The following is a 26026-nucleotide window of genomic DNA, read 5'->3' as shown; positions in this document are numbered from 1 at the left end:
ATGACGAATCAGGATTTCACTACCGCCATCTGGGTGGAACAAACACCCGCAGCCGCTTTTAATGCCATCTTAAATGTCAGGGCCTGGTGGTCGGGCCTGCATGGCGAATCATTTGAAGGAAGCTCCGAAAAGCCCGGCGATGAATTCAGTTTTCTCGCGGGAGGCGGCATGCATTATACCAAACAAAAACTGGTGGAACTGGTGCCGGGGAAGAAGGTGGTCTGGCTGGTGACGGAAGCCAATCTCAGCTTTGTAGATAAGGTGGACGAATGGGAAGGCACCAGGATCAGTTTTGACATCTCGGAAGAAGCCGGCAAAACTAAAATCACGTTCACGCACATAGGACTGGTGCCCGCGTTTGAATGTTACGATTCCTGCGCGCCCGCATGGACGCAGTATATACAGGAGCGGCTCACGGATGTCATCACAAAAGCGGACTGAAGGACCGGCTACCTGTAAGTGCAGGTGGTGCCTGGTATCGCGAGCATGTTGTCGGTTATAAAAAAGCCCGCAAGTCAATAATTTGCAGGCTTTCACCCTGCCCGGAACAGGCAGGCGGGCAGTCCCGATTAATCCCTGTGTAAAGCGTCCCCCGGTTTAAAGATCAGTTGGGAGAATAAATACAATCCATTCTTCCACACTTTGAAATCGTGTGCGCCCGGCTCGATGTGATAGATATGCGGCACATTGTTCTTTTGCAGATAGTCATGCGTGCGTTTGCTAAAGGAAATCAATCTATCGCTGTCACCGCAGGATATCCAGAGCAGTTTTATTTTTTTCCTCGCTTCCGCGGGGTCCGGCACCAGCTGCTCCGGTGTTTTGGTGTTAGGCGCGGACGAAAATCCCCCGATCCACGCAAAGCTGTCCAGATTACCCAGGCCAAAATTCAGTGCCTGCCCCCCTCCCATCGAAAGCCCGGCAATGGCCCGGTGATCCCGGTCTTTGTACACGGGATACTTCTTCTGTATATAAGGAATGAGATCGTTCAACAGATCTTTTTCGAAAGTAGCAAACGCCTGTACTTTGTCTGGAGCCATGACATCACCGGTGGCCCGCTCGTCTTTCATGGCCCTGCCGTTAGGCATCACGACGATCATAGGCTTGATTTTCCCTTCGGCGTACAGGTTGTCCAGCACTACCTGGGGCGTGCCGCCTCTCAGCCATTCCTTTTCATCGCCGCCGATACCATGCAAAAGGTATAACACGGGGTATTGGCTCTTTTTTGAAAATCCCGGTGGCGTATATACCAGCGCTTTACGCTGATTACCTACCGTTACCGAGCTGTAGCTGATGGTATCAATCCGGCCATGCGGTATGCCGGCACGCAGGGAGTCAAAACCACGAGGAGCGTTTTCAGGAATACCTTGCGCCAAAGCAGGTAGCGTTAATAACGTCAGCATGGCAAGATTAAAAACTAGCTTTTTCATATTAATGATTTAAATCCGGTTCAGGGTTGGATCGACGCATTCATACTATCTGTAAAGCACCTTAGGCTTTTGCCAGTCTTTCGATTTCATCATACAACTCCTGATCCCAAATAAACTTCATATCGAATTTACCATCGGGCGATAGGGTAAAAACTGACTTATTCCATTTATTGCTGCCACCTTCAGTAGTTATTTCGTGCAACTCCTTAAGCCAATTCCTGATCTCCCGGGGGATTTTTCTGACGGAGATGTCATGCTTGGCCGTCCCGATATTGTAGTCCCCGGTATATCCTACGACTCCTGTTCCTACAATTTCAATATTCAACTGCGCATTCGTCCAATTATCTGCTTCTATAGCATTCATGATGCTCTGTCCAATGTTTAAATAAATTTCATCAACTGTCATATTCTTTGATCCTAATTATACTTTGATGTATTCTTTGCCGTCTGTTTTGTAAAACTTCTATTTCTGTTGGCCGCTTACCTATGCGTGCTTAAAGTTATCGATTTTCCTTGTTGGCAACCGTTCCTGCCCAATTTTCCTAACTCCGGCTCACCGGAAATTCTTTTCGCCCTTAATCAGAATTGAAGATTAAAGATAACAGGCCCATTTAGCAAATATATTTAATAAGGAATTTTACGTTGATCTGGTTATGTCTTTACAAAAAGATTGGGCTTTTTGGAAATATAAAATTGAACCGAATACAACTACAATCCCCTTTCTGATTGTTGTACATTTACATTATAATTAGGATGGAACAGAATTGAAGTGGAAATTCGGGCTTCTTAAAATAAACAATTCCCTGGCAATTTTAAACGCACGCCGTTTCGGCTGAAACATTAGAAAAGGGAAAGCACATCATGATGAATTAGGTAGGGGCTGTTTACTTTAGAAGACATATTTGGAAAAAATGTGGCGTTGTACAAGCTTAATAAGAGAGAATAATTCAGGAAAATAAAATATAAAATGAATATCAGTTACGAACAATCAAATTTGATATTAAATCCTGCAATTGAGAAAGCAAAAAGCTTAAACTTACCTGTAAGTATTGCAGTTGTGGACACAGGAGGCCATCTGGTCGCTTTTGCAAGACTGGACAGTGTTTATGGAGTTGTCGATTTCGCGATAAAAAAGGCAAGGACAGCTGTAATGTTTGGAGTGGACAGCGATGTTATGGGAACCATTATTGCAGGAGCAGAACTTCACTCATATGGGATGATTAATTCCAATGGCGGGCTTTTGACAATTGCAGGTGGTGTTGTGATAAAAAATAAGGATGGCGTTGTTATCGGTGCCATAGGATGCTCAGGTGGAACGGCAGATCAGGATAAAGAAATTGCAAGTTCCGGAGCTTCTGCAATGATGTAACTAAAAAATTTTGTTATGGAATCTTCACGAGAAATGATTTTTGACAAGCTGGTGTATTCATGCATTTATGAGACACAGCGCGGAACAGAAGAATTCTATCCTGATCATTTTTTGGGATTTCAATTGGCCGGTGAGACGCAGGCCTTCCATGAACAGGGCTCAATAATCATCAAGGAAAATACTGTGGTGCTGGTTAGGAAAAACCAGTTGATCCGTACTATTAAATACCCTTCAAAATCAGGGAACTATAAATTTATTGCAATTACATTGGATAAAACAACTTTACAGCAGTATGCCTTAGAAAATAAGATTGCAGTTAAGGAGCGTTATAATGGAAACCAGAAATTGTTTTTTGAACCCAACGAATTTTTACATAGTTACTTTCTGTCACTGGCTCCGTATATCAATAAAACCAAGCAGGCTACACCTAAATTGGCCGATTTAAAGATCAGGGAAGCCATCGAGTTGCTTTTGGACAGTAATCCAGACTTTAAATATATTCTTTTTGATTTTTCAAAGCCTCATGCAATTGATCTGGAGGAATTTATGACAAATAACTATATGTTCAATGTTCCTCTGGAAACTTTTGCCAAGCTAACAGGAAGGAGTATTTCTGCCTTTAAACGTGACTTTGCAAAAGTATTCAATTGTCCGCCAAAACAATGGATCAAAGATAAGCGTTTAGAGGAAGCATACCATCTCATTAAATATAAGAAGCAGAAGCCGACCCATTTTTACCTTGATCTGGGATTTGAAAATCTATCTCACTTCTACTCTTCGTTCAAGCTGAAATACGGAACTACAACTTCTGAAATTGCTTAAATAATCATATTAACATTGATGGAAAAAACAGAACTGATTCAGCATTTTCAATTATGGACAAGAGGCGAAATTGAACAGGGTAAATGGATGATCATGACAGCTGTACTGTTTATTCCCGTTGTAGCGCTGCTTTTCAAAAGTAGTGAGATGAGCCTTGGACAAGGGATGGCTATTCCGATCTCATTTCTCCTTGCAGTCAACTTATGTTATGGTACGTATCTTCTTTCGGTAAGAGGTACTGATGTTCAAAAATTGCAGGAGCAGATAAAAAAGCATCCGGCGCAGGTGTTTAAGGTAGAATACAAGAAAGTTCAGAAAGACAACAATATTTATAAAATATTGAGATTAACATGGGTTGTTCTCGGAGCAATTTTCGCCTTGTCATCTTTGTTTTTTCTAAAAGAATATTACAAAGGAATCAGTCTTGGATTTGCGGTCTTATGTATGGGACTGTTGGTTGTCGATACATTCTTGCATAACAGGAATATCCATTTGTTAGATGGCCTCGAGCATACTATGCAACAGTAATTTGAATATTTGACCTATAAATGAAGGATGTTAGATACTTTACATTTTTAAAGTAGGTTAAATAGTTTCATAAATAAGAAGTACCCCCTTGAATCAACTTCCAGATGTTTGCAGCTCCCGGTTGCAAATTTTAGCATTAAAATACAAAATTTAAAGAGGACTATCTGGTAATACAAAAATGAGCTTTATAGTGATATTGGTTGCCATTCGAAATTTCGACCTTTACATATAGACAATTTATCACATTTAAATAATATAGAAATGAGCAAAACTATTTTAATTACAGGCGCAGCAAGTGGGTTTGGTAAACTTGTAGCTTTTGATCTGGCAAAAAAAGGACATACGGTAATTGCAACAGCGCAGGTTTATCCACAGGTAAGTGACCTTAAAAGAGAGGCAGGTGAACAAGGTCTTGATCTTATTGTTGATAAACTGGATGTAACTGATGCGCGCGATCTGGACTATATTCATCAGAGATATGATATAGATATCTTGGTAAGTAATGCAGGTATTATGCAGGGAGGACCAATAGCAGAACAACCAATTGATTTGATCCGAGACATGTTTGATGTTAATGTTTTCGGAGGTCTTCAGGTTGCTCAGGGCTTTATTAAAAAATGGGTAGAACAGAAGAAAGCTGCAAAGATTGTATTTACTACTTCAATGGGTGAACTATGGACAGTACCGTACGTTGCAGCATACTGTTCATCTAAGCATGCTATGGGAGCGATAGCAGAAGGTTTAAAGACAGAACTGGCACAATTCAATATTAAAATTGCAACGTGTAACCCAGGTGTTTTTGGTACAGGATTTAATGACCGTGGCGTTGATTCGATTTTCCGTTGGTATAACCCTGAAGCTAATTTTACCCCACTATCCGCATTTGATGGTGCAGCAGAATCTTTAGCAAGTCAATTAGATCCTCAATCAATGGCTGACCGTATGGTGGAAGTAATTTTAGATGACAACTCAAACTTTAGAAATGTTCATCCAAAAGAAACTGAAGATTTCGTGAAGCAGCTTCAAGTGGAAGCTTGGACTGCAAAAAGCTAATATAAGTTGTAATAGTTCCGATTTGTTCCGACAGTCGGGCTGAAATATCAGGCAGCTGGCGGTATATCGTCCAGCTGTTTTTCTCTGAGAGCGGGTAAAAACAATTCTTTTCATAGACGAAAGGGACTCGGGTAAAAAACTTGGCGCTAATGTAATCAATTATTTATAATTATTTACTGCTTCCCAAATAGCGTGCTCATTGCGTGCCCAAACCGGCAATACAATTATCATTTGTGTCCTTATTGCCGCAAAAATTTTACAACCCGGTAGTTGCCGGCAAACTTCTAAAAAAACAAAAAGGCCATCAAAATGATGGCCTTTAAAATTTCCTGATTTTCAGGTGTGCCCAGAACAGGAATCGAACCTGCACTCCGTTGCCGAAACAAGATTTTGAGTCTAGCGCGTCTACCAGTTCCGCCATCTGGGCAAACCAGGTCATAAAACCTGATCGCGGGATGCAAATGTAGAGATTCTCTCCAACATCCGCAACAAATATTTTTGCTTGAAATGCAGTTCTTTGAGCTCCTGCAGTTTTTCGGGGGTCAGCTCCCCGATGGGCTCCACTTCGGCCCACATCCGGGCCAGCAGTTTCTCCATCTGCCGCCTGAATTTCAGTACCTCCCCCTCCGGCGCCGCCTCCAGGGCAAACAGCTGCTCTCCCAGCGGCATCATTTCCATCATGAACATATGCGGCAGCTGCATCTTTTCGCCGGGCCGCAGCACGCCCTTCAGTTCGAGCACATACGGCAGCAGCCGGCAGGGATCCACCAGCGTCAGGTACGCCTCCCTGTTTTCGTCCGTGCCCGGCATGCCCAGGTACCGCTGCTGCAGCAGGCCTTCATGCACCTCCAGCGACACCGGTATATTAAACATTTCAAAGTAATTCATGGCCACTATCCTGATTTTGCTAAAATGCAAATTTACAGTAATGTTGCATGCATTCGTTTCAAATACCCTAAACAATCTCATGGCAAACCACGTAGTACAGATCGGGCTCATCAGGGAGGAAAAAATACCGCAGGACAACCGCGTCGCTTTCACCCCCATGCAGTGCCAGTGGATCATGACGCATTACCCGCATGTGCTGATCACCGTACAACCCTCTCCCCACCGCTGTTTTAAGGACGAGGAATACCGCGCGGCCGGCATCCGGATGAGTGAAGACCTGTCCCATTGCAACATCCTCCTCGGGATTAAAGAAGTGCCGGTGGAAAAACTGCTGCCGGGCAAAACCTACCTTTTCTTTTCGCACACCAAAAAGCAGCAGCCGCAGAACCAGGCCATGCTGCACGATATACTGGAGAAAAAAATCACGCTCATCGACTATGAATGCCTCGTGCATGAAGACGGCCAGCGCATCCTGGGCTTCGGCTTCTTCGCGGGCGTCGTGGGCGCGCACAACGGGCTGCTCGAATACGGGCGCCGCACCGGCACGTTTGATTTCAAAAGGGTGCACGAGTGCCACGACTTCCAGGAGCTCATCACCCACTACTTCGGCGTCAAGCTCCCCCCGCTGAAAATCGTCGCCACAGGCTCCGGCCGCGTAACGGCGGGCATCCTGGAAGTAATGGGCCTGCTGGGCATCAAATACATCCCGCCGGAGGAATTCCTCATCAACGAATACGCCTACCCGGTCTATACACAGCTGAAGGCAGGCGAGCTGTATCTCCGCAAAACGGATAAAACCTACAGCCGGGAAGACTTCCATGCCAACCCCGGCGCGTACGACTGTAAATTCCTGCCGTACGTGACGTGCAGCGACATCCTCCTCAACGGCATCTACTGGGATAAGAACATCGAGCGCCTCTTCAGCTGGGACGACCTCACCAAAGACAATTTCCGCATCAAAGTGATCGCGGACATCACCGACGATAAAAACGGCTCCATTCCCTGCAACCTGGGCGATGCCACCATCGAAAACCCCTCCTACGGCGTAAACCGCTACACACGGGAGAAAACCGGGCCTTACGATGAAGACGGCGTGACCATGATGTGCGTGGGCAACCTCCCTAACGAACTGCCGCGCGACGCTTCGCAGTTCTTCGGCGATCACCTGATGAAATATGTGTTCGATGAATTGATGAAAGGCCGGAGCGACATGATCGAAAAAGCGACCATCGCGGATGCCAACGGTCTTACGAAGCGGTATGCCTACCTGACCGATTATGCTACAGGTAATAATCCTTCAGCAGCGTAACGACGCCGATCGCCTTACCAGGCGGTATGCCTACCTGACCGATTATGCTACAGGTACAGGTAATAATCCTTCAGCAGCGTAACAAAGGCCGGGGTGTACTGCCTTTGCTCATTGTAAATCACCAGCTCTTCGCGCTGCGGCTCCGCAGCAGGGCCGAATATGCCGATGCTCCGGAAGGGGCTGTGGCCGGTCGTTTGCCGTACCTCCAGCAATTTCCGCAATACAAATCCTTCATTTTCCGCCATCCGCCGGAAGCGGTCGAATCCCCCGCGGGGCAACAGGATCGAAAAGGAACCGCCGGGCGCCAATAGCCTGATGATGGCTTCAAGCAATGCCTCATACCCCAGCGTAACGGTATGCATCGCCGCCGTGCGCCGCTGGTGCGGGCCTTGCAGGTCGTTGTCGAAAAAAGGGGGATTGGTGATGATGAAGGGGTACCGTTGCGCCGGGTTGAAATGGGCAATGTCCGTGTGAAATACGCGGAGGCGTTCGCTCCAGGGCGACGCGGCGAAGTTTTCAGCCGCCTGCTGCGCCGCCGCGGCATCCAGCTCTACGGCGTCTATCGTGCCGTTGCCGGATTGGGCCAGCATAAGGCTTAACAGGCCGGTACCGGCGCCGATGTCGAGCACGGGACTTGCGCCCGGCAGCTGTTCGCGTATATACGCCGCCGTGAACGCCCCCTGGATGCAGGCGTCCGTACAGACTTTCATGGCGCTCCCCGCCTGCTGCACCGTGAACTGTTTGAATTGAAAATATTGATTCCCCATATCAAAACACCGCCCTGGCGCTGGGCACCGCATCCATCGGGGTGAAGCGGCCGGCCAGGTATTTGTAATGCGCGGAAATGGCGATCATGGCCGCATTGTCCGTGCAATATTCGAATTTCGGGATGTACGTTTTCCAGCCGTGTTTTTCGCCGTATTCGGCCAGCGCCTTGCGCAAACCGGAATTGGCGCTTACCCCGCCGGCGATGCCGATCTCCGTTACGCCGGTTTCGGCGGCGGCTTTCACCAGCTTGTTCATCAGGATGGTAATGATTCTATGCTGGATGGAGGCGCAGATATCGGCGAGGTTTTCTTCCACGAAACCGGGGTTCTTCGCCTTGTTTTCCTGCAGGAAATATAAAATGGCCGTTTTCAGGCCGGAGAAACTGAAGTTGAGCCCGGGGATCTGCGGTTCGGGGAATTTGAACCGGGCGGGATTGCCGGTCTGGGCATACTTGTCGATCAGCGGGCCGCCGGGATACGGGAGCCCCAGCAGTTTCGCGCTTTTATCGAAGGCCTCTCCCGCCGCGTCGTCGAGCGTTTCGCCGATGATCCGCATGTCGAGCGGGCCGTCGCAATGCACGATCTGGGTGTGGCCGCCGGATACGGTGAGGCAGAGAAATGGAAAAGCGGGTTTCGGCTCTTCGATGAAATTAGCCAGCACGTGCGCCTGCATGTGATGCACCCCGATCAGCGGCACATCCAGCGCCAGCGCCATCGATTTGGCGAAACAGCTGCCCACCAGCAGGGAGCCGATGAGGCCGGGCGACTGTGTAAAGGCTACGGCGCTGAGATCTGCGGGCTGCATGCCGGCTTTTTTCAGCGCGAGGTCCACCACGGGCACGATGTTCTCCTGGTGCGCGCGCGAAGCCAGCTCGGGCACCACGCCGCCGTACTGTTCATGCACGGTCTGGTTGGCGATGATATTGGATAACACCTTCCCGTCGGCGATCACGGAAGCGCTCGTTTCGTCGCACGAAGATTCTATGGCTAATATGTTGACTGGCATACGAGGCGCAAAGGTACCACATTATTCGATTTTTGGGAGGCCATGCCTTGAAAGCAAAGGTCGCCCGGCCGGCGGAAACGCCGGTTACCTGTCGGGTCAACTTCCGTTAATTGCTGCGGATGGCCACCACCGGGTCGAGGCGGCTGGCGGTGAATGCGGGGATGAAACCGGCGAGGATGCCCACGATCGCGGAGATGGACAGGCCCAGCACGATATTCCCGGTAGACAGGGCGATCTGGAAGCTGTCGAACATGTTACCGGCTATCAGGGTGCCCGAAAATACCAGCAGCAGCCCCAATCCTCCGCCGATCAGGCAGAGCAGGATGGCTTCGAGCAGGAATTCGAGCAGGATGATGCCCGGGCGGGCGCCGATGGCCTTTTTCAGGCCGATAATATTGGTCCTTTCCTTTACGGTCACGAACATGATATTGGCGATGCCGAAACCGCCCACCACGAGGGCAAACCCCGCGATCAGCCAGCCGGCGATGTTCAGCACGCTGAATACGGACTCGAGCTCTCCCTGCACGGTGGTGATTTCGTTGAGGGCGAAGTCGTTGTCCTGCGTGGGCTTCAGCCGGTGAATGGCCCGCATCGCCCCGGTGAGGTCGTCTTTCAGCTCACCCACGGCCACATCAGGCCGCGCGCGTATCATATAAAACGGGTCGGCGAAACGCCTTTCGTCGATAATGGTCCGGGCGAACAGGTACGGCATGATCACCGTATTATCCCCGAAAACGCCGCCCATCATGCTTTCCCCTTTCTTTTTCAGGGCGCCCACCACTTTGCAATTGCGGTTGGAAAAGCGGACCACCTTGCCCACGGCCGCGTCGGCCGTGAAAAAGAGGCCTTCCCAGATATTGGCCCCCAGCACGATCACATTACTGCCGTTCATGAGCTCGGAAGGACTGAAATAACGGCCGGCCGCGATGTCCACGGCCTGCATCTTGTCAAGGTCCATCGTCACGGCCAGCAACTCCACGTTCTCCATATAATCGGCGCCGAATTCGATTTTGCGGCCACCGGAAGAAAAGAGGTAAGTCACCGCATCGGCCGTGGCCACCTTTTCCTTGATCGATCTCATTTCGGAATATTCCGGCTCGGGGCGGTTCATGTACCGCCACCATTCGCCATCGCCGTCCCAGGGCCACTTCTGGAGGTATACCACGTTGGTGCCGAGCGACTTCAGGTCGTTCCGGATAGTGCTTTCCATACTGTCCGTCACCGTCAGCACGGCAATAATGCAGAAAATGCCGATGGTGATGCCCAGCAGCGACAAAAACGTGCGGAGTTTGTTGACCCGCAGCTCCTGCAGGGCCATTTTGAAACTGCTCCACAATATTTTAAGGGTAGAAAGCATATTTCAAATTTAGCATATAATGTGATGCGGACAATTCGAATAGGAAGAAAGGTCGTAAAGCAGGGTTTTCGGAGAAATAGTTACCTTTGCAGCCATTTATAAAATAATGAAATACCTGAACGAGATCAATAAAAGGAAGTCATTCGCCATCATCGCCCACCCGGATGCCGGTAAAACCACCCTCACGGAGAAATTCCTCCTTTTCGGGGGCGCTATCCAGACGGCCGGCGCGGTGAAGTCCAACAAGATCAAAAAACATACTACCTCCGACTTCATGGAAATCGAGCGCCAGAGAGGTATCTCCGTGGCCACTTCCGTGATGACCTTCGAATACCGCGACATTCTCGTGAACCTGCTCGATACCCCGGGCCACAAAGACTTTGCGGAAGACACCTACCGCACCCTCACGGCGGTAGACAGTGTGGTACTGGTGATCGACTGCGTGAAGGGCGTGGAAGAGCAGACCAAAAAACTCATGGAAGTATGCCGCATGCGTGATACGCCTGTGATCATTTTCGTGAACAAGCTCGACCGCGACGGTAAAAACCCCTTCGACCTGCTCGACGAACTGGAAGAACTGCTCAACATCCGCGTACGCCCTCTCAGCTGGCCCATCAACATGGGTAAAGACTTCAAAGGCGTATACAACCTCTACGATAAAAGTTTCGTTTCCTTCGCCGCCAACCGCAAGGCCACCGATGAAGACATCGTGCCCCTCTCTGACCTGAGCAGCAAGGAAGTGGACGAACTGTTCAACGCGCAGGATGCCGCGCAGCTGCGCAACGATGTGGAGCTGATCGAAGGCGTGTACGATACGTTCGACAAACAGCCTTACCTCGAAGGCAAACTGGCGCCCGTATTTTTCGGCAGCGCCGTGAATAACTTCGGCGTGAAGGACCTGCTCGATACTTTCGTGGAGATCGCCCCCACGCCCCGCGACCGCGAAGCCAGCACCCGCCAGGTAAAAGTGACGGAAGACAAATTCTCCGGCTTCATTTTCAAGATACACGCCAACCTCGATCCCCGTCACCGCGACCGCATCGCGTTCCTGCGCGTGTGCTCCGGCAAGTTCGAGCGGAACAAATACTTCCATCACGTGCGCCTCGACAAAGACGTGCGCTTCGCCAACCCTTACAGCTTCCTGGCGCGTGAGAAAAATATCGTGGACGATGCCTTCCCCGGCGATGTAGTAGGTTTGTTCGACACCGGCAACTTCAAGATCGGCGACACCCTCACCGAAGGCGAAGATTTTTATTTCACCGGCATTCCCAGCTTCTCGCCCGAACTGTTCAAGGAACTGGTGAACAAAGACCCGATGAAAACCAAGCAGCTGGAAAAAGGCATTTCCCAGCTGACGGACGAAGGCGTGGCCCAGCTGTTCACCCAGCACAACGGCAACCGCAAGATCATCGGCTGCGTGGGCGACCTCCAGTTTGAAGTGATCCAGTACCGCCTGCTCCAGGAATACGGCGCTTCGTGCCAGTTCAATACACTGCCTTTCTACAAAGCCTGCTGGATCACCGGCGATAAAAAGAAACTCGAAGAGTTCACCCGCTTCAAAGGCGCGAACGTGGTGCAGGACAAAGACGGGCATCTCGTATACCTCGCCCAGTCCGAATGGTACCTGAACACCGAACGGGCCAACAACCCGGACATCGAGTTCCATTTCAGCTCTGAAATCCACAAATAAAAATAAAGACGGCGCCTTAAAAGGCGCCGTTTGCATGTACGACCAACTCAATTATTGCGTGAAATAAAGATGGCTGTAAAACTATCATTGTATCCGCGCAATGGTTTACGAGTTCGGGAATCAGATTTGCGAAATGCGGAAAAATAAAAGCGGCTGTACCGGTTCCTGGTGCAGCCGCTTCTATTGGTATGCCGGGGATGCGGCAAACAAAGAGACCCCGGTGAACCGGGGCCCTGGGGTTTGATAACACAATCTGGATAAAAGCGGTGGCAAAAAAGGGGCCGCTGAAAAAGCGGCCCGGTCCAGGTTATTGTGACAACAAGAATAAATTAGGTTAATGTTGGCAAAGGTGCGTGTTAGTTACCGAACACGATGACACCGGATACCCTGGGCCTGCGCGGAACCGGGAACGGTGGCGGCGGAGGAGGGTACGGATAGCGAGGCCTTACTACCACCACTCTTTCTTCACGATAACAATCGTCTCTGCGGTAGTCACGGTGCTTGTACTTCTTGTGCTTGTAATGCCCATGACCATGGCCCCTGCCACGCCTGTCGTCATCATCCCAGTCGTCGTCACGGTCGTGGCGCTCGTAACGGTCTGAATACACGGTGCGTTGCGGATAATGGTCGTAGCCTCGTCGCTGTGCCTGCGTTGCATACGCTGCTCCCACCAGGAGCGTTACCAGAAGTAGCTTCTTCATAGCCTGCTGTTTTAGAAAATTGGTTTTTCGAAGCCCGTTGTCCCCTTTTTGATTTCGGCGGACGGGCTTACTGCAGTAAATTCAAGAAGTATGCCAATATGGTTGTTTCTTCTGAAAGCCTTTACTGGAAGGGGTTTCACATTTCCATCACCGTTCGGGAAGATTTGAATTCGCGTCGCATGCGTGAATGCAATAAAAAAAGACTGCCAATAAAAGCAGTCTTTTCCTTTTTTCTATGTGGACTTGATTGGGGGTGTGATAATCTCTTATCAACAACCTTCATGCCAAATAATATTTTTACATTTTGAAGCAGCGGGAAAAATTGGTGCTCCTTCCGCCGCCACCGCTGCCGCTACCGAAACGGTACATCACCGTGATGCCGGAGAAGCTGTACCAGTCTTTATGTTTCGCGGAACCGCGTTGCGCGCCGTCGAGCGGGTAAGTGCCGGCCGGCATTTTGTGCCCTACCTCATCGCCCCGGTAGGCCATGTCTACCGCCAGCTGTCCCCTTTCCGCGAGCAGGGTGTTCTGGTCGATGTAACCGGTGCTCACGTCATCGAGATAATCGGTGAAGGTGGGGCGCAGGCCGATCTCGACGCCCAGCGTCCAGCGGTCGGTGAACAGGTATTTGAAACCGGCGCCGAAAGGTATCGATACCTGGTGCAGGGCATACTGGTTCCCTCTTTCGGGATACTGCGGCAACCCCTGCCCTTCGGTGCTCAAACGGCGCAGGGCTATTTTGTTACCGTCCACGTCTTTCGCCCAGGGATAAAAACTGAAGAGGGCCACACCGCCGAATATGTACGGGGTGAAACCTTTTTCATCGATGTCCAGGATATTCCATTCGGCGCCAAGCTGCCCTTCCCAGATATTGGAACGGAAGCTGAGGTTACGTGCCTGTAATGCGATGCTTTTATTGGTGCTGTCTGCCGCGGCGATCATGCCGAAGCTGAAGCCTGCCCGCAGCGTGAGATAACGGTTCATATCCTTCTTCACCATGATACCCACCATGGGGCGGGTATACCGGAAGTCGACGCGTTTTTCGGAAAGGTCCCCGCTGTAATTACTGATCCCGGCAATAAGGCCCACATGCCAATCCTGTGCAGAACAAATGAAAGGGGCAGAGATGAATAAAACAAACCCGATGATCTTTTTCAAGGTGGTATGGTTTTAACAGGTTACTGATTATTAGAACGCTGCAATGCCATTTTAAGTATTTATAACGCCTATAACCGGGGACGAAATTATACAATTTTCCCTGTTATTACAATTATAATCATATGATTATAATCTCCATTCTCCGCCATCATAGCCCCTAATGCCTTATTTTTGCGCGGAGGTACAATATTTGATTGGTTGTAACCATTTACCGATATAAATTGTAATTAATACGTGACTACCCCCCGCCGGAAAAAGATTTTACGCTGGATCATATGGAGCGTGCTGACCTTGCTTTTGCTGCCCGTTGTGCTGTTGCTGCTGCTGCAATTGCCCGTGGTGCAGGATTTTATGCGCTCCAAAGCCGAAGCTTACCTGCGCAGGCAATTAAAAACGGAAGTCAACATCGCCAGCCTCCGGTTCAGCTGGTGGAACTCCATGACGCTCAAAGGCGTCTATATCGGCGATACCAGGAAAGATACCCTCCTTTCCAGCGGCGAACTGGCCGTGAAATACAACCTCCTCGGCCTTCTCAATAACGAACTGAAAATAAATACCGTCCGCTGGGAAAACGCCGTGGTCAACATCTACCGCCCCGCGGGCGATTCCGCGTTCAATTACCAGTTCGCCATCGACGCCTTCGGCAGCCCGGGCGCGAAGGAAGACACCCTCATCGAAGAGTCCGGCACCACCCTCGAGTACCAGATCGGCGACATCCAGCTCCAACGTATACACGTAAATTTCAACGACTCGCTCGGCGGCATGCTCGCCAGTATAGACCTTCATAAACTGGAAGCCCTACCGGACACGCTCAGTCCCGGCAAGGGCATCTATTATATCAAAAACTTCCTGCTCGACGGGCTGACCGCCTCCATCCTGCAGCAATACCGCCCCCCGGTTCCCGATACCGGGCCGCCGGACACTTCGGCCACACCGTTCGACCTGGCCGTGCGGGAGTTCGCCATCCGCAACGCACAATGGTCGTATAAAGACGAAAGCAGCGGGCTGGCCTCCACGGGGAGCATCGGGAAGGTGCAGCTCCGGAAGGCGCGGTTCGACCTCGTGAACACCCTCATCGCCGCCGATGAAATGGTGGTGGAGAAAACCAAATCCGCCCTCGACTTCTACCAGCCGCTCGATACCCTGCAAACACCGGACGACACTACGGCTTCACCCAATACCTGGACGGTGGCCGCCAGGAAAGTGTCGGTCAACGGGGTGGACTTCGACATGAACAATCACCTCGCAAAACCATTGCCCTACCGCGGTGCGGTCGACTATAACCACCTGAGCATCCGCCAGCTGACGATCAACGCAGACAACCTGTATTATAGTGCAGACAGCACACTTGTGGATATCCGCGGCGCCGCCGTGCAGGAACAAAGCGGCCTGCAGCTCAAAGCCCTCAAAGGCAAAGTGCGCTACACCAACCAGGAAGTGCAGCTGGGCAATTTCCTGCTCCAGACCGCCGAAAGCAAGGTAGACGCGGACGTGCACCTGAAAACGGATGCCTGGGCGACCGTGGCCGACCGGCTTTCCTTGCTGGAAGTGAATGCGGACATCCGACCCTCCTCGCTGGCCATGAAGGAAGCGCTGTTTTTTGTGCCGGAGATGCGGACCAACGCCTCCCTGCAACCCCTCTGGAAAAAGCGTTTATCCATGCACGGTAGCGTGAAGGGCAACCTCGCCCAACTGAACATTCCCGGGCTGGAGGTGAAAGACAACGACCAGAATTACCTCTATGTAAAAGGCACCGCCTACCAGGTGACCGACCCTGAAAGGATGGGCGCCGACCTGGTGAACATCAAACTCGAAAGCAGCCGGCGTGGCGTGCAGTCGTGGTTACCCCCCAACACCCTGCCCGCTTCCGTGCAGCTGCCCAACCGCCTGTCGCTCACCGGCAGCGCCCGCGGCGGCATGCAGGTCATCAGGCCCAACCTGGCGCTGAGTACAGACATGGGGAACGCTACCCTCAAAGGCGAACTGGCCAGTTTTATGGACCCCAAAAAGATCCGGTACGACGTAGCCCTCCATGCCGACCGCCTTCAGCTGGGCCGGCTGCTGGGCGACACCGCCATGGGCAACCTCAGCGGGCTGGTTACCGCCAAAGGCAGCGGCACCGACCCGCAGACCGCATCGGCGAAGGCCAATATCGACATCCGTTCGTTTACCTATAACCGTTATACCTACCAGGATATTAAAATAGACGGCAGCCTGCAAAAAGGCGCTTACGCCGTGAAGGGCAACATCGCCGACCCCAATGCGAAGGCGCGGTTCGAAGCATCCGGTCGGCTCGATACCCTTCGCCCCGACATCGTGGCCAAAGTGGACCTCGACAAGCTGGACCTGTTCGCCACGAACTTCACCACCAGCCCCATGACCGTCAAATCGTGCCTGGATGCCGAGGTGACCAACCTCTCCCCCCGCCGCCTCACCGGGTTTGCCGCCATCCATAAAATCCAGCTGACCGACGATAAGGAGATGTACGCGATGGACAGCATCCTGCTGAAAGCCACCGCGGCCGACAGCCTCCAGGAGATCATGCTCACCGGGCCGTTCGGTTTCGTGCGCGCGTTCGGGGATTTTAACTACCAGACCTTCGCCACCGCCGCCAGCGACCTGGTGACCCGGCACCTGGCCGCCAAGGCACCCCCTGCCGCCACGCGGCACGAGAGCCATTGGATGCAGTTCAGCGGCAGCATTTCCATTCCCAAATCGCTCCGCAAACTGCTGCCCGACATCGACCTGCCCAAACCCATTACGCTTAACGGCCGGATGGACACCGACAGCAACTTTGTAGTGGCGCACATCGCCGTGCCCACCATGCGATACGACTCTTTCAAGGTAGATACCCTGCTGGCCGATATTTCCGCGGATACCAGCCGCATGGAGGCCAAGGTGCTGCTGGGCGCCCTGCATCACCCGCAGATACCGCTGCGCCGCACCAGTTTCGACGTGTCGGCCCAGGGCGGCCTGCTCGACTGGGACCTGGTGATGGGCCGCGACCTCAACCGCCCGAAATATAAACTAGGCGGCCTGGTACGGTTCGCCGAGCACGACAGCCTGCTGATTTCCCTTAAAAAGGACCTGCTGCTCAACCGGCAGGCCTGGAACGTGAGCGGGGATAATAACGTCGTCATACACAACGGCGGCGTGGCCTTTGCCGACATCGGCCTGCAGCAGGGCAGCCAGGAACTGAAGATCGTTACCGGCGAACGCGCCGCGGGCGCTACCCTGCCCGACCTGACGGTCAGCCTCAAAGACTTCCGCCTCAGCACCGTAACCAGCCTCATTGAAAAAGACACCGCGCTGGCCGAAGGCATCAGCAACGGCAGCATCACGATCAGCAACCTCGACGCCATGCCCACCATCGACGGCAAACTGAAAATAGACAGTCTCACCGCGATGGGCGCCGCCATCGGCACCCTCGACCTCACCGCGCAGACCAACGCCCAAAATGCCGTGACCCTCAACGCCACCGTCAAGGGCAACGACAACGACCTGACGCTCCAGGGCACTTATGCCGACGTCATGGACCTCCGGCTCGACATCGCCAAACTCAATATGAAAAGCGTGGAGCCGTTCACCTTCGGCAACGTGACCACGATGAGCGGCGCCACCAGCGGCACCGTTACGTTGAGAGGCACGATGGATAAGCCCATCGTCCGGGGCGACCTGCATTTCGAAAAAGTGAAAGGCCGCGTAACGGCCATCAACAGCATCATACAGCTGCCTTCCGAAGACCTGAAGCTCGACGACCAGGGCATCCGTTTCAACCAGTTCGTGATCGCCGACAGCAGCGGCAACGAGGCCGTGATCAACGGGCAGATACTGACGAAAGACCTGGAGAAATTCCAGCTGCAGCTTGAGCTGGCCGCCGAAAACTTCCAGGCGCTCGGCCCGCAGGCCATGAACGACCCCGACCAGTATTTTTACGGCCCTGCCTATGTAGACGTAACCGCCCGCATCCGCGGCACGCTCGACCTCCCCCGCGTGGAAATGAAACTGAAGCTCCGCGAAAAATCGCAGGTAACCGTGCTGATACCCGAGGAAGACCCCGGCATCGCCGACCGCGCCGGCGTGATTGAGTTCATTGACCCCGCCATGTGGCTCGACACCACGCTGCGCCTGAAAGACACCGCCAAGGTGGTGGCCACCGGCCTGAAGGGCTTTGTGTTTTCCGGCGACATCACCGTAACACCCGAATCGTCCATGAAAATCGTGATCGACCGCGCCAACGGAGATTACCTGGAGGTGAAAGGCAACGCCACCCTCAACTTCAGTATGGACCCCAGCAGCAAAATGAGCCTGACGGGGCGTTATGAGATCGACGACGGTAAATACCAGATGTCGCTCAACCAGCTGATCAAACGTGAGTTCAAGATCGTCAAAGGCAGTACCATCATCTGGAACGGCGACCCGCTGAGCGCCGACGTGAACATCACCGCCCGCTACGACGTGAATGCCGTGGCCGGCGACCTGGTGCAGGACCAGATCTCTTCCTCCGACCCCACCCGCGGCCGTTTCAACCAGAAAGTGCCCGTGGAGGTGTACCTGAAGATCACCAAGGAACTGCTCAAACCCGACATCGCCTTCGAGCTCGACATGCCCGAACGCGAACAGGGCGCGCTGGGCGGTATGATCTATACCCGCATCAAACAGATCAACCAGGTGCCTTCCGAACTGAACAAGCAGGTAATGGGGCTGCTGGTGCTCAACCGGTTCATTTCCGAGAATCCGTTCGACCAGCTCGACAGCAAGAGCGGCAGCGCGGCCGAAGACATCGCCCGCAAAAGTGTGAGCAAGATCGTGTCGCAGCAGCTGAACAATCTCGCCGGCAGCCTCGTGAAAGGCTTTGACGTGAACTTCGACCTCCAGAGCGAGAACGAATACACCGATGCCGGCAGCCGCGAAGAAAGCACCAACCTGAAGGTGGATGTGAGCAAACGCCTGTTCAGCGACCGCCTCACCGTGAGCGTGGGCTCCAACATCGGCATCGCCGGATCACAGACGAAGGGGCAGGACGCCAGCTCCATCATCGGCGACGTATCCGCCGAGTACACCCTCACGCCCGACGGGCGCTACCGCATCAGGGCGTACCAGCGGAACGTGACCGAAACCGTGGTGCAGGGGCAGATCGTGGAAACCGGGCTCACTTTTATGCTCATCATGGATTATGACGAGTTCCGGGAAATATTCGGCAGGAAAAAAGAAGAAAAGAAACAGGAGCGCCTGCGCAAGGAAACCAAATAGCGACATGAAGACATTTGCACGATATCTTTTACTAATGGGGCTGCTGGCAGTATGGGCAGCCTGTTCCACCACCCGCACCGTGCCGGAGGGCGACCGCCTGTACACCGGCCACGAGATCAAATGGACGGAAAAGAAAAAACCGAAGGATTACAGCGATCTTAAAAGCGCGATGGACAGCAGGGTGCGCCCCACCCCCAACCGCAAGTTCCTCGGCATGCCGTTTAAATTATGGCTGTACAACCTCGGGAAAGAACCGAAAGGCAAAGGCCTCAATTACCTGCTGCGCAAAAAATGGGGCGAGCCGCCCGTGCTGCTCAGCCAGCTGAATGCAGACCGGAACGACGATATCCTGAACAGCTATCTCGAAGACAACGGGTATTTCCAGTCCGAAGTGACCCATGAGATCAAAAATAAAGGGAAGAAAAAGGCCAGCGTGGAGTTTACCGCCACGCCCAACCACCGGTACACCATCCACCGGGTGCGGTTCGATACCGACACCGGCGTGCTGGCCCGCGAGATCATGAAAAACACCCGGAGAACTTTACTGAAGCCAGGCGACAATTTCAGTCTCGACCGTATCAAGGCCGAACGCGAACGGATACACGACCATCTGAAAGAAGAGGGTTTTTATTATTTCACGCCGGATTACATGCTCGTACAGATCGACAGTACGCTGAAAGGCCAGGTAGACCTGTACGTGCGGCTGAAGCCCAATACCCCCGCCACCGCCATCCGGCAGTACTGGATGAAGGAGGTGGAGCTCTACACCAATTACGACCTGACCAAAGACAGCGTGCAGCGGAACACCCCCGGCGTCAAATACCAGAACTTCACCATCATCGACCCCGATTCGCTCTATAAGCCCATCGTATTCGACCGGAGCGTGTTTTTGCAGCGTGACAGCCTGTACCGGATAAGTTCCCACAATATTACCCTGCAAAGGCTGGTGAACCTCGGTACGTTCAAGTTCGTGCGCGGCAACTTCAGGCCCGTGCGCGACAGTGCCCTGCTGTTCGCCCGTTTTTTCCTGACCCCCTATCCCAAGCGGTCGCTGCAATTCGAAGTGTCCGGCACCTCCAAGTCGAACGGGTTCGTGGGATCGCAGGTGAAGATTTCCGCCAGGAACCGGAACTTCCAGCGGAAGGCCAATTTGCTGGAAATTAACCTGGGCGGTGGCTTTGAAACACAGGTGGGCGGGAAGACCACGCAGCTGTCGACCAACGCTTACAGCGCCAATGCCGAGGTGGCCATCACCATGCCGCGGTTTTATACGCCCATTATCAAGTTCAATCCCCGCACGCCGTACGTGCCGAAAACGAGGTTCAGTCTGGGGTACGAACTGCTCAACCGGCCGAACCTCTACAACCTGAACGCGTTTACCGGGCTGTACGGGTATTTGTGGAAACAGACGCGTTACATCGATCACCAACTGTTCCCTGTGGCGATCACCTATGTGCTGCCCGGGAATGAGTCCGAGGAGTTTCTGAAACAAAAGAAGCAGGATCCCGCCCTGGCGCAGTCCATTTCCAAACAATTCATTTTAGGAAGTAACTACACCTTAACCTTTAATAATCAATCACCCGCGAAATATCACAGTTTCTTCGGATTGTTTAATATCGACCTCGCCGGCAACCTCGCCGGGCTGGTGGTGCCGAAGTCCGGCGACGGGGTGAAGCGCATCTTCAACAACGAGATCTCCCAGTACATCCGGGTGAATGTAGATGGCCGGCATTACTGGCGGTTGGGCGATAACCTGCGCTGGGTGAACCGATTGTTTGCCGGTTACGGTTTCGCCTATGGGAAAAATCCCGACACCCTGCCTCCTCCCACGCTGCCCTTCGTGAAGCAGTTTTTCACCGGCGGTAGCAACAGCATCCGCGCTTTCCGCGCCAGGGCGTTGGGCCCGGGATCTTACCGCGATACCCTGCCTGACGGCAACCTGTTGCTGGCCAACGCCGCCGGGGACATCAAACTCGAATTCAACACCGAGCTGCGCTACAAGCCGAACAATTTACTTGAACTCGCCGCCTTCGTGGATGCCGGTAATATCTGGCTGGGCAAAGCCCCCGATACCGCGCAGGCGAAAGTGTTCGCCTTTAACCGCTTCGTAAAAGAGATCGCCGTCGGCGCCGGGTTGGGATTGCGGATAGATGCGTCCATCCTGCTGGTGCGGTTCGACATCGCTTTCCCGCTGCGGAAACCCTGGCTGCCCCAGGGGGAACGCTGGGTCATTAACCAGATTGCATTCGGGGACGGGAAATGGCGGAAGGAGAACCTGATTTTGAATATCGCGATCGGGTATCCGTTTTAGGGTTTTCGACCCCGTTGTGCCCAGCATAGCGGCCTATTCCTGCCCGGCCGTCTGTTGGGTGAAGGTTCCATTCAAAATCGCAGCTGAAAGCCTGAGGCGGCGCTCTTTCCTGTTGCCTTTGACCGTAGACACAATATCATGGTGCAATGCCGGGATTGAAGCATCAACCGATCTCATTATGACCGTTACGTCGCCCTTTTCCCATTGCCTTCCCGGAGGGCAAATATCGAGGTGCAATGCCGGGATCGAAGTATCAATCGACCTCATTATGACCGTTACATCGTCCTTTTTTCATTGCCTTCCCGGAGGGCAAATACCGGGGTGTAATGCCGGGATTGAAGCATCAACCAGGCTCATTATGACCGTTACGTCGCCCTTTCCTCCATATTTTTAAAGATTTTTCAGCTGGAGCAGTTATTCAACTGCTCTTTTTTTGTGATTAAAAACCAATCCGTTATTCGCCAGAACCCTTACTCCCATTCACTTTTATTCATATTAATGTTTTTGTTTAATTTAAATTATATTCTATATTTGCTGTCCGACTTGATTTGACCCATTCATTTTCCTGTACCTAATTGATATTTGATGAAAAGATTTTTTACTCCCCGTTTATTATTAATGACTTGCATGGCTTTAATGCCAGTTCTGCTTCACGCACAGGGCTTCGACAAAACCATGCCCCCGCAGGACCCGCTGATGATCTCCTATTTCCAGAACCGCTACCTCGCCAACCCTGCGATGGCCGGCGCCGATTCCGGGCTGAGCATCAACGTCGGTTACCGCAAACAATGGAAAGAAGTACCCGACGCTCCCGTAACGTTCGCGCTCACCGGCGATTACCGGCTGGGCAGAAAGATGGGCATCGGTCTGACCGTGTTCAACGACCAGGCCGGTCCTCTCAAACAAAACCGGGTGGCCCTCACCTATGCCTATCATCTGCGGCTGAGTGAAGACGACAACGAATCCCTGCACATCGGCCTGACCGGCGCGATCGATAACCGCCACATCGAGAAACGCAAAAACATGCCACAGGACCCCTATGTGGAGGCGTTCAACAAAAAGGGCAGCGAGTTCCAGGCCGATTTCGGGATCGCCTATACGAACGACAAACTGACCCTGCAGGCCTCCCTGCCGAACATCACCCGCACGTTCAGGAACAGCGACGAGGTGGAGCCCCGCAGCACACCCAGCTTCTTCGTGGCCGCGTCTTACAAACTCGGCACCAAATGCCCGCAGATCAATTCCATCGAACCGCTGGTGGCATTCCGCGGGGTGAAAGGCTACAAGCCGGTGGGTGATGTGGGCGCGAAGGTGAACTTCTACCGCAACACCGTCAATATGTTCGCGATGTACCATACCAACAATGCCGTGTCGGCCGGGGTGGGCTTCCAGTTCAAGAACTCCATTGAAGTGCAGGCGAGCTATACCTCCCAGACGTCCGGGCCTAAAACCAATGTGGATGCGAATTTTGGATTGGGGATTAAGATCAGGCTGTTCAGGTAAGAGGTGCGTGGATGCGGCGTAGAGGTATGTACGTTGGATTGGGGAGAAAGCAGGCTGCCGAGGTAACGGACAGCATAGAAGTGAACGTAAGAGATAAAGCTCAGGCTGCCAAGGTAACGGACATGAATAATCACCGGGACCACAAAGCATTGGATTGCAGATAAAGATCAGGACGGTGAGATAGCGGCGGCGCTTTACGGGTACCGATACCAATGTGGAAATTTTCCGGACACCCACCGGGTCAAAGCAATACGAATCGTTTTTTCAGCTTTTCCATAAAATCGAAGGGTGCCGCTGCGGAAGCGGCACCCTTTTTTGATATTGGTTGATAATAGTCGCCTGGTATTGTCTGTTGACGGAGGGCGACACCTCTCGGGATAGATATATGAGTTCCGGTTGGATCGTTTAATGTTGGCCGTTGACGAAGGACAGCGCCTCGTGAGACAGACACATCCCGTTGAATCGTTTAGTGTTGCCCGTTGACCGCCGGCGACACCCCTTCCACCCAGGGATAGAACGGCACGAGTGAGCCCGGCTCCAGGCTGCCCGCGTCGGTGCTGTGGTAAATGAAGCCATGCGCCTGTGCGGCCGCCGCCAGTTCCGCGGTTTTGGGAAAGTGAAGCCCTTTGATTTTCAGGCCGTTTTTGTTCACCATCATGGCCGGCACAAATTCATCGAACGAGCTCACCGCCGACCGGTTCTCCATGAAAGGCAGCAACCAGGGCCGCACGGCCGGCAGCTGCCAGCATGCCCGGATGTACGACTCCAGGAAGAGCTTGCCGCCTACCTGCACCGAGAAGGTGTTCGCCGGGAACACCATGACCCTCGTTTTGGTGGGGCTGTAACCCAGCCAGAAAGATTTGAGCGCCTTCGCCCGAACTTTGTGGAACACCTGTTCCACCCCAAGCTCCTGCAATACCTTGTGCACCCCTTCTTCCCCGCAGATGACGAGCAGGTCCGTTTCCAGCGCTTCTTTCATCGCCGCCTCCAGTTTTTTCGGCCCCGTGGCCCGCTCGTTTGTTTCCGGAATGATGCCGTTTTGTTCGAGCAGCCCGGCGATAGTGAAGTTGTTCGCCGTATCTCCTTCCACCGTCAGTATCGCCGCGCGCGGCGGGCGGTGCACCTTCAGCTGGCGGATGCCCGCGGACACGAGCAGGGCCAGGTGCTGAAAATTGATGCGGGTACCGGTATCGAGCAGTTTATTTCCTTCCTGGTCGGTGAGCGCTTCGGAGATCACCCTGCCTGTAGCTTGTTCCGGCTGCACCTGTTCTGTTCCCCAGCTTGTCCGGCAGGCCGCTATTTGCTGCATGGCGGCAGTAACACTAATCATGACTCTCGATATTTTAGGACTGTTGGCGCCTGAAAAGTGGAGGGATCCGTCGCGGCTTTCACATACATGCAGGATAATGGTCCGCTGGGCTCCCTCCGGTTTTCAGGTGAAGAATGTAATTATATTATAATTATTTCTATCCACATTTATTGTTTGTAAAATACGGTTTTTATTGAGTTTTGATTGATATTTATTGATTTTAATTTCATATTACCTTAAAATATGCCTGAATTTTACAGAATTACTCACAATATATTAATTCCAGGCAAGTCAATCCGATTGCAGGATTTTCTCGCTCAACGCCTGTTCTATGGTATAACAAACCTCGAAGTAGGTCAAAAGCTTTATTGACATTGTATTTACAGAGGGTTGAGCCCTTGTTCCTTCCTTGTTCCGCCCTACTCTATCCCTTATTGATTCCTTCTTTTAAAAGAAGGAACTAACTAGGTGGGAAATAGCTTGTTAGTAGGTCCAGGAAATAGTGTTAAATTCAGTTCCTATTGTTTCACCCTAAAGCTATCACTATGGGATTCCTTGATCCGAACGCTACACAGTTTACCGGCACCGTTGGTGACTTTACTTACTACCGCCTCCCCGGCATCGACCGCATTATTGTCCGCAGGAAAGGCGGGGTATCGAAGAAAAGAATCAAAAAAGCCCCCGAGTTCGAGCGGACCCGGCAGAACAACGTGGAATTTTCCGGCTGTGCAAAGGTCGCCGCCTACATCCACGACCAGCTACACCCCGTGGCCCGGCTGGCGGATTATAACGTCTTTCCGCCCCTGACCGCCATCATGAAAAAAATCCAGCTCAAATGCGACACCGGCAATCGCGGGGAACGAAACATCCGGATTTCACGGTACCGGTTCCTGCTGGAAGGGTTTCAACTCAACCGCGCTCACCCTTTCGGCGGCATCATCCGCCAGCCGCTGCATGCTTCCATCGACCGGGAAAGGGGTACGGCCACCATCGAAATACCGCCGCTCATGCCCGGGATGAACCTGTTTTCGCCGTGGAAGGCGTCGTACTACCGGCTGGTGTTCAGTTTCGGCCCTATCCAGGACTTTATGCACGATCCTCAATGGGACTACCAGCGGTGCCCGTACCCGAGAAGCCGCGAAAGCGCCGAAACACCCTGGGTGCATCTGACACAGCCCACAGACCGGCAGACGATCACGATGCAGCTGCCGCATGCGGCAGCTGAAGACGAAACGCTGATGTTAGCGATAGGCATTCAGATGGGCTCACCGGAGCCGGACGGGGGGATTTGGGGTAATGCGAAACAGGGGGCCGGGATGGTGTTGAGGGTTGGGTGAGGATTGTTCCTTTGGATTTACTTCGATTTGTAATAGTCTCAGGTAGTATTACATAAAGTGTGTCAGTTTGTTAGAGATTGAGTTTGAGCCTGTCCCCAAAGATAATAAAAGATAGTTGAGCAAGCGTCTGATTCCAGTTGTGAACCGGTTTGTTCCACTTAGCGCAGATATTTTCCTGAACGAGGAATAAAAGTTTCATTAGGGCGTCTTCGGATTGGAAGGCGCCTTTTGATTTTGT

Annotated in this window: 20 protein-coding genes, 1 tRNA gene and 1 pseudogene; 11 read left to right on the top strand and 11 right to left on the bottom strand. The window is 52.4% G+C overall.

Annotated features, from left to right (window positions below; genetic code table 11):
- On the top strand, positions 1–441 hold the full coding sequence (locus EGT74_RS12395) for an SRPBCC family protein (protein WP_123846907.1): 441 nt from the start codon (positions 1–3) through the stop codon (positions 439–441).
- Between the two features lie 128 nt (positions 442–569).
- Here EGT74_RS12395 and EGT74_RS12390 read toward each other — a convergent pair whose 3' ends face one another.
- Together EGT74_RS12390 and EGT74_RS12385 are read right to left on the bottom strand one after the other, a co-directional pair.
- Complete coding sequence (locus tag EGT74_RS12390; protein ID WP_123846906.1) at positions 570–1427, bottom strand: alpha/beta hydrolase; 858 nt, start codon at positions 1425–1427, stop codon at positions 570–572.
- Positions 1428–1488: 61 nt separating this feature from the next.
- A complete protein-coding gene (locus tag EGT74_RS12385; protein ID WP_123846905.1) occupies positions 1489–1833 on the bottom strand; it encodes a hypothetical protein in 345 nt (114 codons plus the stop codon).
- 561 nt (positions 1834–2394) lie between these two features.
- Here EGT74_RS12385 and EGT74_RS12380 point away from each other — a divergent pair.
- The 4 genes from EGT74_RS12380 to EGT74_RS12365 all read left to right on the top strand — a co-directional run bounded on the left by EGT74_RS12380 (position 2395) and on the right by EGT74_RS12365 (position 5199).
- On the top strand, positions 2395–2796 hold the full coding sequence (locus EGT74_RS12380; protein ID WP_123846904.1) for a GlcG/HbpS family heme-binding protein: 402 nt from the start codon (positions 2395–2397) through the stop codon (positions 2794–2796).
- A gap of 15 nt (positions 2797–2811) precedes the next feature.
- Positions 2812–3618 carry a helix-turn-helix domain-containing protein gene (locus EGT74_RS12375; RefSeq protein WP_123846903.1) on the top strand — a complete coding sequence of 269 codons (807 nt, stop codon included), beginning with the start codon at positions 2812–2814 and terminating at the stop codon, positions 3616–3618.
- Between the two features lie 18 nt (positions 3619–3636).
- Positions 3637–4146 carry a hypothetical protein gene (locus tag EGT74_RS12370; RefSeq protein ID WP_123846902.1) on the top strand — a complete coding sequence of 170 codons (510 nt, stop codon included), beginning with the start codon at positions 3637–3639 and terminating at the stop codon, positions 4144–4146.
- 261 nt (positions 4147–4407) lie between these two features.
- Positions 4408–5199 (top strand): SDR family oxidoreductase, encoded by a 792-nt coding sequence (locus tag EGT74_RS12365; protein ID WP_123846901.1) that lies wholly within the window; start codon positions 4408–4410, stop codon positions 5197–5199.
- 343 nt (positions 5200–5542) lie between these two features.
- On the opposite strand, the gene EGT74_RS12360 is transcribed toward EGT74_RS12365, so the two are convergent.
- Both EGT74_RS12360 and EGT74_RS12355 read right to left on the bottom strand, forming a co-directional pair.
- Positions 5543–5626 (bottom strand) — tRNA-Leu (locus EGT74_RS12360).
- 8 nt (positions 5627–5634) lie between these two features.
- On the bottom strand, positions 5635–6087 hold the full coding sequence (locus tag EGT74_RS12355) for an iron-sulfur cluster co-chaperone HscB C-terminal domain-containing protein (protein WP_158618118.1): 453 nt from the start codon (positions 6085–6087) through the stop codon (positions 5635–5637).
- A gap of 79 nt (positions 6088–6166) precedes the next feature.
- On the opposite strand from EGT74_RS12355, the gene EGT74_RS12350 reads away from it, so the two are divergent.
- Positions 6167–7396 (top strand): NAD(P)-dependent oxidoreductase, encoded by a 1230-nt coding sequence (locus EGT74_RS12350; RefSeq protein ID WP_123846899.1) that lies wholly within the window; start codon positions 6167–6169, stop codon positions 7394–7396.
- A 47-nt stretch (positions 7397–7443) separates the two neighbouring features.
- On the opposite strand, the gene EGT74_RS12345 is transcribed toward EGT74_RS12350, so the two are convergent.
- The 3 genes from EGT74_RS12345 to EGT74_RS12335 all read right to left on the bottom strand — a co-directional run bounded on the left by EGT74_RS12345 (position 7444) and on the right by EGT74_RS12335 (position 10526).
- Positions 7444–8163 (bottom strand): tRNA1(Val) (adenine(37)-N6)-methyltransferase, encoded by a 720-nt coding sequence (locus EGT74_RS12345; protein WP_158618117.1) that lies wholly within the window; start codon positions 8161–8163, stop codon positions 7444–7446.
- A gap of 1 nt (position 8164) precedes the next feature.
- Positions 8165–9169 carry a tRNA (adenosine(37)-N6)-threonylcarbamoyltransferase complex transferase subunit TsaD gene (tsaD, locus tag EGT74_RS12340; RefSeq protein WP_123846897.1) on the bottom strand — a complete coding sequence of 335 codons (1005 nt, stop codon included), beginning with the start codon at positions 9167–9169 and terminating at the stop codon, positions 8165–8167.
- Positions 9170–9275: 106 nt separating this feature from the next.
- Entirely contained in the window at positions 9276–10526 is a 1251-nt protein-coding gene (locus tag EGT74_RS12335; protein ID WP_123846896.1) for an ABC transporter permease, read from the bottom strand.
- A 106-nt stretch (positions 10527–10632) separates the two neighbouring features.
- On the opposite strand from EGT74_RS12335, the gene EGT74_RS12330 reads away from it, so the two are divergent.
- Positions 10633–12216, top strand: a complete 1584-nt coding sequence (locus EGT74_RS12330) for a peptide chain release factor 3 (RefSeq protein ID WP_123846895.1) — start codon at positions 10633–10635, stop codon at positions 12214–12216.
- Between the two features lie 356 nt (positions 12217–12572).
- Here EGT74_RS12330 and EGT74_RS12325 read toward each other — a convergent pair whose 3' ends face one another.
- A complete protein-coding gene (locus EGT74_RS12325; protein ID WP_123846894.1) occupies positions 12573–12917 on the bottom strand; it encodes a hypothetical protein in 345 nt (114 codons plus the stop codon).
- Between the two features lie 297 nt (positions 12918–13214).
- Positions 13215–14075: a type IX secretion system protein PorG gene (gene porG / locus EGT74_RS12320; protein WP_123846893.1), complete on the bottom strand. Its 861-nt coding sequence runs from the start codon at positions 14073–14075 to the stop codon at positions 13215–13217.
- A gap of 234 nt (positions 14076–14309) precedes the next feature.
- On the opposite strand from porG, the gene EGT74_RS12315 reads away from it, so the two are divergent.
- From EGT74_RS12315 to EGT74_RS12305, 3 genes are all read left to right on the top strand, one after another.
- Positions 14310–19328 (top strand): translocation/assembly module TamB domain-containing protein, encoded by a 5019-nt coding sequence (locus EGT74_RS12315; protein ID WP_123846892.1) that lies wholly within the window; start codon positions 14310–14312, stop codon positions 19326–19328.
- Between the two features lie 4 nt (positions 19329–19332).
- Positions 19333–21639, top strand: coding sequence for a translocation and assembly module lipoprotein TamL (gene tamL, locus EGT74_RS12310; protein WP_158618116.1), 2307 nt, complete (start codon positions 19333–19335; stop codon positions 21637–21639).
- 627 nt (positions 21640–22266) lie between these two features.
- On the top strand, positions 22267–23142 hold the full coding sequence (locus tag EGT74_RS12305; RefSeq protein WP_158618115.1) for a PorP/SprF family type IX secretion system membrane protein: 876 nt from the start codon (positions 22267–22269) through the stop codon (positions 23140–23142).
- A gap of 466 nt (positions 23143–23608) precedes the next feature.
- Here EGT74_RS12305 and EGT74_RS12300 read toward each other — a convergent pair whose 3' ends face one another.
- Complete coding sequence (locus tag EGT74_RS12300; RefSeq protein WP_123846889.1) at positions 23609–24472, bottom strand: MoeA family protein; 864 nt, start codon at positions 24470–24472, stop codon at positions 23609–23611.
- A 524-nt stretch (positions 24473–24996) separates the two neighbouring features.
- Here EGT74_RS12300 and EGT74_RS12295 point away from each other — a divergent pair.
- On the top strand, positions 24997–25788 hold the full coding sequence (locus tag EGT74_RS12295; RefSeq protein ID WP_123846888.1) for a hypothetical protein: 792 nt from the start codon (positions 24997–24999) through the stop codon (positions 25786–25788).
- Between the two features lie 70 nt (positions 25789–25858).
- Here the strand turns inward: EGT74_RS12295 and EGT74_RS27445 are convergent.
- Positions 25859–26026: pseudogene (locus tag EGT74_RS27445) on the bottom strand (IS256 family transposase); the annotation flags it as partial.

The sequence above is a fragment of the Chitinophaga lutea genome, assembly GCF_003813775.1.
Lineage (GTDB): Bacteria > Bacteroidota > Bacteroidia > Chitinophagales > Chitinophagaceae > Chitinophaga > Chitinophaga lutea.
Note: the sequence above shows the minus strand (reverse complement) of the source record. Positions and strands in the feature narration are given on the sequence as shown.